This is a genomic window from Mesorhizobium sp. WSM4841 (assembly GCF_055811515.1).
The window spans coordinates 59,478-72,273 of the sequence record NZ_JBVVQC010000020.1 but is presented as its reverse complement, the minus strand read 5'-3'; the positions used below and the strand labels follow the sequence as shown (position 1 = coordinate 72,273).

Genomic DNA, 12,796 nt, shown 5'->3' with positions numbered 1-12,796 from the left:
GCAACGCCGTCGCCCGATGCGACGGATGGAGCGAGCATGAGCAATAGCGACACCGCCCCGAGCCGGCGCAAGGACGACCATCTGGACATCGTGCTGGATCGGCGAACGGCGCCGGCCACGGTCGCCGCCGGCTGGGAGTACATCCGTTTCGAACACTGCGCATTGCCCGAGTTGGACCTGACGCAGATCGACCTGCGCGCCTCGCTGCTGGGCAAGACCATGCGCGCCCCGCTGCTGATCAGCTCCATGACCGGCGGCATGCCACGCGCCGAGGCCATCAACCGGCATCTGAGCGAGGCAGCGCAAGCCTTGGGGATCGCCATGTGCGTCGGTTCGCAGCGCGTGAGCCTGCAATCCCGCAACTCCCATGGGCTGACGTGCGCGCTGCGCCGCCTGGCCCCAGACATTCCCTTGCTGGCCAATATCGGCGCCGCGCAACTGCGCGAGGCCGACGGCCTGGACCTGGCGCGCCGGGCGGTGGATGCGCTGGAGGCCGATGGACTCATCGTCCATCTCAATGCGCTGCAGGAAGCGGTACAGCCGGAGGGCGACCGCGACTGGCGCGGCGTCCTGGCGCAGATCGCTCGCGCCGCGCGCAGCGTGGACGTGCCGATTGTGGCCAAGGAAGTGGGGTCGGGCCTGTCCGCCTCGGTGGCCTGTGCGCTCGTCGAGTCGGGCGTGGCGGTGATCGATGTCGCCGGCGCCGGCGGCACCAGTTGGGCCGCGGTGGAGGGCGAGCGCGCCCGCGATGCCGCCGACCGTGCAGTGGCGATGGCGTTCGCCGATTGGGGGATTCCGACCCCAGCCAGCGTGCAGGCGGTACGTCGGGCGCTGCCCACGGTGAAGCTAATCGCGTCGGGCGGGATCCGCGACGGCGTCGACGTGGCCAAGGCCATCCGCCTGGGCGCGGACATCGCCGGGCAGGCGGCCGGCGTGCTGCGCGCGGCGACTGTGTCCACCGAGGCGGTTGTCGCGCATTTTGAGATCGTCATCCGTCAGTTGGCCGTCGCCTGCTTCTGCACCGGCTCGGCTGATCTGGCGGCGTTGCGTCAGGCGCGCTTGTTGCCCTCTCATCTGCCCGCCGATTGATACCGGCGTCTCCCGCACGTGGCGGCGGGCGCCTAGCAAGCTGCTGAATACCTACGCCAAAGATAGACTACTGATCCACCTTGGCGAGGCGGTTCAATGCGCGGGAGCTCGTGATCACCAGAAGGGAAGTTGATGCCCAGGACGTGGCTTGGTTGGAGACGCCAAGGATCGTCAAACTGACGATTCTTGTAACGTGGTCGGGGATCGACAACGACAGGATCGAACCAGTCTCGTCACGCATAGCGGAACGATCGCGCCAGAGGAAGCATTCGGTTCTGCCACAGCATCGGCCAGGCAAAAATAACTTGCGTTGCGCAGATAAAATGCCCTGATCCTGCCATTCCTCCAGAGCACGTGGGCGGGGAGAAATCTCATACAACTGGCAGCGAAGGGAGGCTCGGCCCAATGAGCGGGGTGGCGCGTGAAGAAGTTAATCCGGTGTCATCGGCAACGTTTGCGCCGCTCGAGAATTCAACTTTCCGTCCGATCTGGATTGCCACACAAGTATCCAGTCTAGGGTGGCTGATTCAAATGGTTGCCATCAGTTGGCTGATGGCGACCATTTCGACATCGGATGTGATGGTCGCCTTGGTGCAGGCTTCGACAACCTTGCCCACATTCCTCCTGTCAATTATCGCCGGCGCCCTAGCGGACAATTACAGCCGCCGCAATCTCATGTTCGCTGGCTGGTGCGTGATAGCATTGTCCTCGACGATGCTGACTGTTCTTGCAGGTCTCGGAATTTTCAATCCATGGATGGTTCTTGCATTCAGCTGTTTGGCCGGAGTAGGCGCCGCTTTCACCGACCCCGCCTGGCACGCGTCGGTTGGCGATATCCTGCGAAAGCGCGATGTTCCGGCCGCCGTCACGCTTATCTCGGTCGGATATAACGCCGTCCGAAGCATCGGTCCCGCTCTCGGTGGCGTCGTCGTTGCTTCCTTTGGCCCTTTGACGGCTTTCGCAGTGGCGACGCTTACATATCTGATGCTGCTGTGGACCATAGGGCGCTGCAAATGGCATGTTCGCTCGTCACCGCTGCCGAGTGAACCATTGACCACGGCGATCCATGACGGAGCGCGCTTCACTGCCCTGTCATCGGAAATCAAGGCAGCAATTGCCCGCGGTGCCCTTTTTGGGCTGACGAGCATCTCTATACTAGCGCTCTTGCCTCTCGTCACCCGCGATCAACTGGGGGGAGGGCCAGTCGTTTACGGCATCCTGATGGCCGGCTTCGGGACCGGCGCCTTGTTCGCCGGCATCTGCAACAACATTCTGAGACGGAGGCTGTCCCAGGAACGTTTGACGACACTGTCGTGCATCGCCTGTGCGGCTTGTTGTCTATCGCTTGCTTTCACCCCCTCGGTGGCGGTGGCGGCTATCGCGCTGGCGCTCGGCGGCGCGGGCTGGGTCGTGACCTGGACCGGGCTGGACGTAAGCGTCCAGTTGGCGAGTCCGAGGTGGGTCGTTGGTCGCACGCTCTCGATCTATTATGCCCTTTCATCCGGCGGCATCGCGGCTGGCAGCTGGCTGTGGGGTACGGTGGCCGAGAGCTATTCGCTGAGCTCGGCTCTGGAGCTTTCAGGTGGCGCGCTGCTGCTGGTCGCTGGCACCGGCTTCCTGCTGCCCATCCGTCAATGGAAAGATTCCGATCAGGCTCCTCTTGGCTTCGAAACGCCTCAGGTTGCCCTGGATTTGAAGCCCCGAAGCGGGCCGATCGTCGCCAAGATCGAATATTCAATACCCGAAGCAAATGTCGAAGCGTTCCTGGAGCAGATGCGGGAACGGCGGCGAGTACAAAGCGGCGTTGGTGCGCGACACTGGAATCTCCAGCGCGACCTCCAGCAGCCTTCGCGTTGGACAGAAACCTTCCGCACCCCGACCTGGATGGACTACCTTCGCCTGAACCACCGCCTTACGGCAGCCGACAAGGAGTTGGACCAGCGTCTCCTCGCATTGCACCTGGGAGAGCTTCCTCCTCGAACCACGCTTGCGATCGAGCGGCCGACTGGAGCTGGCCGCAAGCGGGACCAATCGATGCGGTTCTTTTTCCGGCGTTGACATCCGTCCAGGCGTCCGCGCTGGTGAGACAGGATGGGTTGGAAACGAGCCAACGCTCTCACCATCCGTTTTGCAGATCGGCTTCGATCCATTCGGGTGGTTGCCGAGCCGGCATACTGGGCGGCTCAGACGTATCCTTGTCGGAGAGATTCCTCGGCACTCGAGCGTCTTGCAGCGCGTTGCGCTCAAGCTCACCGGCACCTGTTCAGTGCGTTCCCAAACAGAGCAATGGCTTTTCGCGCCGCAACCCCGAGGTGGGTAATTCTGGTTTTTGCTGGGTTTAACTCTACGAAATATGAACAGGATCGGCTTCACGGCCCGTCTGGTTCGCACTGGCCACAGAGGAATACACAGATATGGCGACCGGAACAGTGAAGTGGTCCAACAGCACCAGAGGTTTTGGCTTCATCCAGCCCGATGACGGCGGTCAGGACGATTTCGTCCATATTTCAGCTGTAGAACGGGCTGGACTTTCAAACCTCGTTGATGGGCAGAAGATCAAGTACGAGATCGAGCAGGACCGCCGTAGCGGCAAGTCCTCCGCAGGTAGTCTCAGCAAGGTAGGCTGATTTTCTCGTCGGACCCGCAGAGCGCGAAGGATAAGTCAAGCCGAAGGTACCATCGTCATTCGCGGGGCGTATCGCGACGGACTCTCTTATACGAGACGATCCTGATGCGTCACGCAAACGGTGAATCACGAACGCTCTCGCCGCAAACCCCTTCCGCCCGGAAATCTGCCCCGGTTACGGCTCTCGGCGTATCCCAGAGTTGGGAGAAGCTTCTGCCAGACTACAACTGTAACCTCATATCGGTTTAGCAGGTCAAGCGTCGGTGGTACCCTGATTGGGTAACTTAACGACTTTGGAGGCCGAGCAATGGATCGCGATAACAAACGGGCACGCGCAGCTGCAAGTTCATCCCAGGACGTGGGGAATCGCAGTACCCTCCGTGACCTTCCATACGGACCATTGACCGATGTTGCAGAACGGCTGGTAAGCGCTAACCCGCGCGATACAGCGCGAAATCTTGGGACCTTCAAAGAACTCGGGAGGCGAGAGCGCATAGCCGTTCGGGGCACTCGAACCGAGCCAGAAACTGACCTCGCGAAGTTTGAAACGCGGACCAATCAGCTTGGACGATCAGCCGTCGATCTGGGGGATAAATTGACTGCCGGGTTGGGACACACCTCGGATGAAGTAGCATTGGAGCAATTCAGAGCAGTCAGTAATGTGTCTCATTACCTTCGGCCAGAGACACAAGATAGTATTGTTAATCGCATTGGCAACATGGACCCACCTTCGCAAGCTATCGGAGCGCTTTACGCTGCGCAAAACTTCAGCAAGTTTAACGCTGAAAATAAAGCTCGCATTTTTGATCAGGCCGCTGAATTGGCTACCGATCCGGATGGCCACGTCAGGTCGACAGCATCCAATGCTATGTACGCGATGTATCACCAGTTAGATCCAAATCAACAGGCCCAAGCTCACTCAATTCCCGGCATGCAAGACATCTTGCCGCAGATGCCTCCTCCGCGGCATGCAGCAGAGGAACGCAGTGCGGATCTGGACGCCCACATAGCAGGTATTGGGGCTGCAGTCCGTGATACAGTTGGCCCGCAAACCTCCCACGAACAGCTGCAGCGGGGTGGTCAAGTCGGCCGGGACATAAGCCACTCCTACAATCACGCCCGAGAGGATCTAATGGAGGCTAGGAGAAGCAGAGATCGCACCGGCCGTTGAGGTCTCGGCCATGGCAGTAACGCTTCCTCTCCCGAATTCCGTTCACGGTCTTGCTGTTTCCAATTCCCTGGCCGTCGACGTAGCTGCTTAGTGAAACTTTCAAAATCCACGTCTGCCGGGTGGCGCGATGCACGCATCGCACCACCCGCTGCGGCATCGATCTGTCGAGCGTCGGCATCGCGACCTCGGTTCGGTGTCTGAAGCAAGCGCAGCATCAGCACGGCTAATTCGGCCATGGAACAATGTCTTCTACAAAAACGACGTCCCCCAACATAGCCATTAGCATCGCGTGCTCACTCGCCTTGGGGTTCTGTGCGGCAAGTCTGTACGCAACCTTCCGCCACGGGGGTAGCGGCGAGGCTCTGATGGCGTTTGATGTCCGTGCCTTTTGGTTTGAGACGCCCTTCTATTTGGGTTTCGCAACCCCCGTTTTCTATCAGGGCGCGGCTATCGTGCTCTCGACATCCGCGGTTGTCTTGCTGATTCAGCAGTTCGTATTGCGCCGCAAGCTCGAACACCACGGGACCGCTCGTTGGGCTCGAGTGGATGAAATGCGACGCCCGGGATATCTGCGACGATACCGTGGCGTGACAGGACCGGTCTTCGGGAAGACGACTGGCCCTTCATGGCCTGGCTACTACCTGACCAATGGCGAGCAGCCTCACAGCCTCATTGTTGCACCGACCCGCGCTGGCAAGGGTGTCGGCATAGTCATTCCAACGCTACTTACATTCAAAGGCTCAGTGATAGCTCTGGACGTCAAGGGGGAGCTCTTTGAGCTCACCTCGAGGGCGCGCAAAGCCGCAGGCCACGAAGTGTTCAAATTCGCTCCGCTGGATTCAGAGCGGCGCACGAACTGCTACAATCCACTGTTGGATCTCATAGCACTGCATCCACAGCAGCAATTCACCGAAGCCCGCCGCTTGGCCGCGAACCTGATTACGGCCAAGGGGGAGGGGGCGGAAGGTTTCGTCAGCGGCGCGCGAGATATCTTTGTCGCGGGGATCCTTGCCTGCATCGAGCGGGGCACGCCAACAATCGGCGCCGTCTATGATCTGTTCGCTCAGCCGGGGGAGAAGTTTAAGCTCTTCGCGCAGCTCGCCATGGAGACCCGGAACAAAGAGGCACAACGCATCTTCGACGACATGGCGGGGAACGACACGAAAATCCTAACCTCCTACACGTCCGTGCTCGGCGATGGCGGGCTCAACTTGTGGGCGGATCCGGCTGTCAAGGCGGCTACAAGTCGCTCGGACTTTTCGGTCTATGATCTTCGCCGTCGCAGAACGTGCATCTATCTTTGCGTTGGTCCGAACGACCTTGAGGTGATCGCGCCTTTGATACGCTTATTTTTTCAGCAAATCGTTTCAATTCTACAGCGGTCGCTGCCCCGCCAGGACGAAAAGCACGAGGTTCTCTTTCTGCTCGATGAGTTCAAGCACTTGGGGAAGCTGGAGGCGATCGAGACCGCAATTACGACTATCGCGGGCTACAAGGGGCGTTTCATGCTCATCATCCAAAGCCTTTCGGCACTAACGGGGGCTTATGGAGAGGCTGGCAAGCAGAATTTTCTCAGCAATACCGGACTGCAAGTGTTCATGGCCACGGCCGATGACGAGACTCCGAACTACATTTCCAAAGCCATCGGTGAATACACGTTTGAAGCCAAATCGATTTCCTACAGCCAGTCGCGAGCGTTCGACCGGAACATTCAGAATTCGTTTCAAGGTGCGCCGCTGCTGCGTCCCGAACAGGTTCGGCTGCTCAATGACGAGTACGAGATTGTTCTCATCAAAGGTCTGCCACCATTGCAATTGAGGAAGGTGCGATATTTTTCGGACCGCATCCTTAAACGCATCTTTGAAAGCCAGACAGGCGCCCTCCCGGAGCCGGCACCCTTGATGGAAGCTCATCCAGATGACACTGACGGTTAAGCGCCCGTCTCGCGTATCCCGTCCCTCGGCGATCAGAAACTCCACTACAGGTGAACGGCTATGGGAATTTGCATCTCCAAATCCTCCGGATCGACTCGACATGCCACATATGACACGGAAGAGTCGCCGCGAGAATCCACAGCAGCGCTGAAGGTCTCCGTGGGCACGCCTGCCGACAGGTTGCGACGGGGCGGAGATGCGCCTCTGGAGCCACATCAGATCCAGCAGGCCGCCTATCATATGGGAGCGTGTGTCGTCGGTGACGACGTCACCAGCCCGATAAGACTCGCGACAGCGGGGCAAACAGTTCACGACGTTCGCCTGCTGCTCAAGCATGGCCGGGGAAACGTTAAGGTGGACGACATTCCCTCTCACGGCCACAACAGCATCGGATCGTCGGTTGCAATGATGGGAGCAGACGACAACATTAAGGTTGCAGTGGCCGTAGTCATGGGAGCGGCGTGCTGCAATCAGACCGCTCCCCTTTCCGCTATCGTCCACGCCCCACACATGGCGGCCGACGAGCGGAGTATGACCTCTAGTGCTTCCGTGTCAATGAAAGAGATAACCGACGAAGGTGATGAGATCTCAGTCAAGGCGGGTCACATTTGGAACGAACTGCGGCGCGGAAGCCGCGACCCGAGGTCGACCGTGGTTATGGATGCCTGGGCCAACGGTCCCGCTGTTCGGTTGAAAGACAGCGCATGGAGCGGAGTGCCGGTCAAGGAAGGTCATTGGTCGATGGACAAAAGCACCGCCGAATTCCTGAAAAACCGTGTTGAGGGGTTGATTCCGTTCGTGCATCCGGACACAAATGAACAGACTGCCAACGATTTGCGCCGGAAGCAAAACGCACCCGTATCGTGGAAAAAATATGCAGAAGTACAAGTGATCTCACCCGAGTTCGCTGATAGTGTACGCAACGCATTGTCCCGTATTCCTGAAGACCAACAAAAGGAAATCGCATCACTGATGATTCAGGGAGCCTACGGAATGGATCCTTCCTCGCGCACGCACCAAGACGCAGTGGAATCAGTTCTGGTGGCCGCCAACCAACTGGACTCGCTGCCCCGGCCTCCTGTCGCGCCGCCGGAATTGGCGGTGTATCACCAGTTCGACGCAAATCAACAGGCCCAAGCTCACGCAGTTCCCGGCATGCAAGATATCTTGCCGCACATGCCTCCGCCGCGGCATGCAGTAGAGGAACGGAATGCGAATTTGGACGACCACATAGCAGGTATTGCGGCTTCAGTCCGTGATACAGTAGGCCCGCAAACCTCCCGTCAACAGCTGCGGCGGGGTGGTGAAATCGGGCAGTCCCTAAGTCACCCCTATAATCACGCCCGCGAGGATCTAATGGCTGCCTCCAGAAGCAGAGATCGCTCCGGCCGTTGAGGTCTCGGCCATGGTAAGTGACGGTTTCTCCTCGAATCCCGTTCACGGCCTTGCCAGCCAGGCGCGAACGTCCGATTGGAACATTCAGAATTCGTTTCAAGGTGCGCCGCTGCTGCGTCCCGAACAGGTTCGGCTGCTCAATGACGAGTACGAGATTGTTCTCATCAAAGGTCTGCCGCCATTGCAACTGAGGAAGGTGCGATATTTTTCGGACCGCATTCTGAAACGCACCTTTGAAAGCCAGACAGGCGCCCTCCCGGAGCCGGTACCCTTGACGATAGCGGACGAGGGGCTCTCGGCAGAATCTCAACTCGATGACCCGCTGCGTGAATTGGCGCAGGATTTTTGACGATACAGTTTGATGTGAGGCTAGTGTGGACCCGCGAAATAGTAATCCATCCCGTGTAACAGCTTTGCCGCAGGTGCAGGACGCCGGCTTGGAAGAGGATCAAGCGGTCCAGGCCAGGCAAGTGGGCGTTGAGCAGCACCTTGCCGAGGCCCGGAGGCTGTTCGATCAAGCTGACGAGTCGCCAACCAATCCAGAGGAGCTTCAGCGACTGGACCAGGGGCTCCGCGAAGTGCTTCAGCAATGGCAGGATGAGCAAGCCGCCTCGTCTTCTTTCAGCGCTGAGGTTCCCGAGGCGCTCCGGCCGCTGTTCGATGATCGAGCTGACGAGCCGCCAGCCAATCCAGAGGAGCTTCTGCGACTGGAACAGGGGTTCCGCGAAGTGCTTCAGCAGCGGCAGGATGATCAAGCCGCCTCGTCTTCGCTCAGCAACCCAGGGATGCGTGCTGGACCGGAGGACCCCAATAGAAGCGTGTCGGACGCTTTCGCAACATCTGGGCACGCCGGAGTTCAGGCCCCCGCCCCGCCAGTCTTGGCTGCCAGCCAACAGCAGATCCGGCCCTGGCCGGATGCGCTTGACCAGGGCAACCACCTGCCACCCCAGGGGGGCATCATCAACAATGAACATGACACAGCGCTGTTGCGGCCAGCGGAGAGGCAGAGGGCCCTGAATACGCCGCAAGCCGCCGCCATTCAGCAGCCGCCGAGCGAAATCGGCAATTCAGGCGGCCGCATGCCGATGCAGCCCCCCATGCGGCAATTGGGTGAATTGCCATTGCAAGGGGTACCGGTTCAAGGGACAGGGTCCGAACACATCGGAAGGCTGCATGCGGAGGCCGCGCCCTCCGCAAGGGCTGAGGCACCCCCGGCTGCCATCGAGGACTCCATAAATGTTTCGTTCGCCGTCCCCAAAGACTTCTCCCATGGGACTCAACGCGTCCCAGACGCGATGCTCCCTTTCTTGGACCGCCCTGGCCCCTTGCCGGATGCTGGCCAAGCGCGGCAAGCGGGCTTTGAGCAGCACGTGGCCGAGCCGCGCCGAGCCGACCCCGTTGCGAGTGGCGCCCGTGCTTCCCGCTATCACCATCTGTCCGACGAACACCGGGACCTTATTGATAGAGCGATCGCCCACTCCGAGGAAAAATATAGCGAGACCACGGCCCGAAAATACACGTTTGCACTTCGCCGGTTGGCGAATGATCTCAGCGCTCGTGGCCAAGCGACCGATCTAAGAAATCACAAATTCCTGGTCGATCACGTCGGTGCTTTCTTTCCGAAAGACGTGGATATGAAGAGCGCGTTGAAGGCCCTTCGTGCGTATCATGAGCCGGGCTATTCAGCGACTGCTGGCGGCCCTGCTGCCAGCTATCCCCATCTGTCCGCCGAACACCGGGACGTTATTGATAAGGCGATCGACCGCGCTGCGGCTCAGCAAAACCAGAGCGCGGAGACGCTGCGAATATACTCGAATGCGCTTCGCCGATTGGCGAATGATCTCGGCGCTCGTGGCCAAGCGACTGATCTAAAAAATCACCAATCCCTGGTCGATCACCTCGATACTTTCTTTCCGAATGACCAGAACATTAAAACGGCGTTGAACGTCCTACGTGCGTATCATGATCCGGGCTATGCAGCGACTGGCTGGTGGCCAGCGGCGGTGCCGGCAAAGGCAGATGCGCGTATCTTGGAAAAATTAAGCAGTGACAGCGGGTTGGCCTTAAGCACCCGTGTCGTCTATGGTCGTCTTCTTCGCAGATTTTCTGAGGAGCTTGAGAGTCGGGGCCAGACGATCTCTGGGCTGGATCACAATTCGCGGACCGAACTCGCCGAGGCGTTGTTTCCAGGCAACAAGAAACTCCGCTTGGCGCTGCAGCGGGTTCACAATGCGGAGGTTCCCGAGGCCTTGCGGCCGCTGTTCGATAATCGAGCTCACAAGCCGCCAACCAATCCAGAGGAGCTTCTGCGACTGGAACAGGGGTTCCGCGAAGTGCTTCAGCAGCGGCAGGATGATCAAGCCACCTCGTCTTCTTTCAGCGCGGAGGTTCCCGAGGCGCTCCGACCGCTGCTCGATGATCGAGCTCACCAGCCGCCAACCAACCCAGAGGAGCTTCTGCGACTGGAACAGGGGCTCCGCGAAGTGCTTGAGCAGCGGCAGGGTGATCAAGCCACCTCGCCTTCTTTCAGCGCGGAGGTTCCCGAGGCGCTCCGGCCGCTGTTCGATGATCGAGCTCACCAGCCGCCAACCAATGCAGAGGAGCTTCTGCGACTGGAACAGGGGTTCCGCGAAGTGCTTCAGCAGCGGCAGGATGATCAAGCCGCCTCGTCTTCGCTCAGCAACCCAGGGATGCGTGCTGGACCGGAGGACCCCAATAGAAGCGTGTCGGACGCTTTCGCAACATCTGGGCACGCCGGAGTTCAGGCCCCCGCCCCGCCAGTCTTGGCTGCCAGCCAACAGCAGATCCGGCCCTGGCCGGATGCGCTTGACCAGGGCAACCACCTGCCACCCCAGGGGGGCATCATCAACAATGAACATGACACAGCGCTGTTGCGGCCAGCGGAGAGGCAGAGGGCCCTGAATACGCCGCAAGCCGCCGCCATTCAGCAGCCGCCGAGCGAAATCGGCAATTCAGGCGGCCGCATGCCGATGCAGCCCCCCATGCGGCAATTGGGTGAATTGCCATTGCAAGGGGTACCGGTTCAAGGCCCAGGGTCCGAACACATTGGAAGCCTGCATGCGGAGGCCGCGCCCTTTGCAAGGTCCGAGGCGCCCCCGGCTGCGATCGAGGACTCCATAAATGTTTCGTTCGCCGTCCCCAAAGACTTCTCCCATGGGACTCAACGCGTCCCAGAGGCGATGCTCTCTTCCTTGTACCATTATGGCCTCTTGCCGGACGCGGACAAGCCGGAATGGAACTACGAGATTAAAGGCCACGGCTACACCGCCCGGAGGCCGGAGGGGGGCAACGACGTTTGGCTCCTCCATCGCGGAGCGATGAGGGAAGCTGGAGCGGCAGCAGTACCGGCAAGGGCTCCGGGACCCGCCTTGCCAGCGACCGCCAGGCTCTCAGACACCCATCTCGGTGTTCCGTTGGTCGATCTGACTACCTCCTCCGATGCACACATCGAAGCCCTTCCGTCAGGCTCGTCCAATCTCCCCCGGGGGGCGGTGCTCGGGGCCACCCAACTGCTGGGCGACGAACATATCCAGAGGGATTACGAATTCCTCGAGCAGCAGCTGCAGCAGGCTGATCCAGCGCTCGCCGCCCGGACGCGGCTGGTCGATCCGTCGGTCTCTCATCTGCTGCGCCACATGGAGCAGCAAGACGCGCGAGGCACATTGCAGTCGATTTATGATCGAAACGCCGGCCCATCCGACTTCCTGTTCGTGCCAGTGAACGATGGGGTGGGTATTGACCGCGGCACCCATTGGTCGCTGCTCCTCGTAGATCGCCGCGATCCGGAAAGAGCCGTCGCCTATCACTACGACTCCATCCAGCAAAATGAACAGCGATACAACGACGCGCCTGCACGAAAGCTCGCTACAAGACTGGACGCGACCCTGGTAACACCCGACATGGCGCAGCAGAAAAACGCTGTTGACTGCGGCGTCTTCGTGGTGGACGGCACGCGCGAGCTGGTTCGTCGATTGGCGAACGAAGAGCGGCCAGACCAGCAGCTGCCGCTGCACCTCAACTACCTCGTCGCCGATCGGCAGGCGCTGCAAAACCGACTGAGAGAGGGGCGCTTGCCGCACGAGCTTGCCGCAAGCCCCGCCGAAGCTATGGCAGCAGCCGGGTCGCAGGTGCAACACGCCGCCTTGCAAGAGCAGCAAGCCAGACAGGTCGCGCCAGCGCCGTTGGAACGGCACTTGGGCCAGACGCGCGAGGCCGAGGACAAGCTGACGAGTACACTTGACAGGAGCAACCGCGTGAACAGCGGGGGCGTCATCATCAACACTGAACGTTACACAGCGCCGTTGAGACCAGCGAAAAGGCAGAGGACTGACAATTCGCAAAGCCTCGCCATCGGGCGGCAGCCGAGCGACGCAAACACAACGTCCATCGGCCAAGCCTCCGATCAAGCCCGAGCGGACCTCATGGCTTCCTTCAGGAGCAGAGAGCGCTCCGACGCTGGGCGTTGAGCTCGACGGCTAAGCAGAACAGCTCTTTTGGCGACGGAGAGGCTGATGCGATCTCCGGACCGGTAGCTCTCGCCGTAATTGATCAGACTGGCAC

The 12,796-nt window shown here is 60.0% G+C and carries 6 protein-coding genes and 1 pseudogene; all 7 read left to right on the top strand.

Going from position 1 to position 12,796, the window contains the following annotated elements:
* Positions 1 to 36: 36 nt before the first annotated feature.
* The 7 genes and pseudogenes from fni (at position 37) to AC0L14_RS22020 (ending at position 12,702) form a co-directional block, all read left to right on the top strand.
* Positions 37 to 1,089: a type 2 isopentenyl-diphosphate Delta-isomerase gene (gene fni / locus AC0L14_RS22050; protein ID WP_473750737.1), complete on the top strand. Its 1,053-nt coding sequence runs from the start codon at positions 37 to 39 to the stop codon at positions 1,087 to 1,089.
* 405 nt (positions 1,090 to 1,494) lie between these two features.
* Positions 1,495 to 3,147 carry an MFS transporter gene (locus tag AC0L14_RS22045; RefSeq protein ID WP_473750736.1) on the top strand — a complete coding sequence of 551 codons (1,653 nt, stop codon included), beginning with the start codon at positions 1,495 to 1,497 and terminating at the stop codon, positions 3,145 to 3,147.
* A gap of 356 nt (positions 3,148 to 3,503) precedes the next feature.
* The gene (locus tag AC0L14_RS22040) at positions 3,504 to 3,716 is read left to right on the top strand and encodes a cold-shock protein (RefSeq protein ID WP_473750735.1); all 213 of its coding nucleotides are present in this window, start codon (positions 3,504 to 3,506) and stop codon (positions 3,714 to 3,716) included.
* A 1,412-nt stretch (positions 3,717 to 5,128) separates the two neighbouring features.
* A complete protein-coding gene (gene virD4 / locus AC0L14_RS22035) occupies positions 5,129 to 6,820 on the top strand; it encodes a type IV secretion system ATPase VirD4 (protein WP_473750733.1) in 1,692 nt (563 codons plus the stop codon).
* A gap of 354 nt (positions 6,821 to 7,174) precedes the next feature.
* Positions 7,175 to 8,215 carry a type III secretion protein gene (locus AC0L14_RS22030; protein ID WP_473750732.1) on the top strand — a complete coding sequence of 347 codons (1,041 nt, stop codon included), beginning with the start codon at positions 7,175 to 7,177 and terminating at the stop codon, positions 8,213 to 8,215.
* Positions 8,216 to 8,270: 55 nt separating this feature from the next.
* Positions 8,271 to 8,564 (top strand): annotated as a pseudogene (locus AC0L14_RS22025) (type IV secretory system conjugative DNA transfer family protein); the annotation flags it as partial.
* A gap of 88 nt (positions 8,565 to 8,652) precedes the next feature.
* Positions 8,653 to 12,702 (top strand): Ulp1 family isopeptidase, encoded by a 4,050-nt coding sequence (locus tag AC0L14_RS22020; RefSeq protein WP_473750731.1) that lies wholly within the window; start codon positions 8,653 to 8,655, stop codon positions 12,700 to 12,702.
* The last annotated feature ends 94 nt before the right edge of the window (positions 12,703 to 12,796 follow it).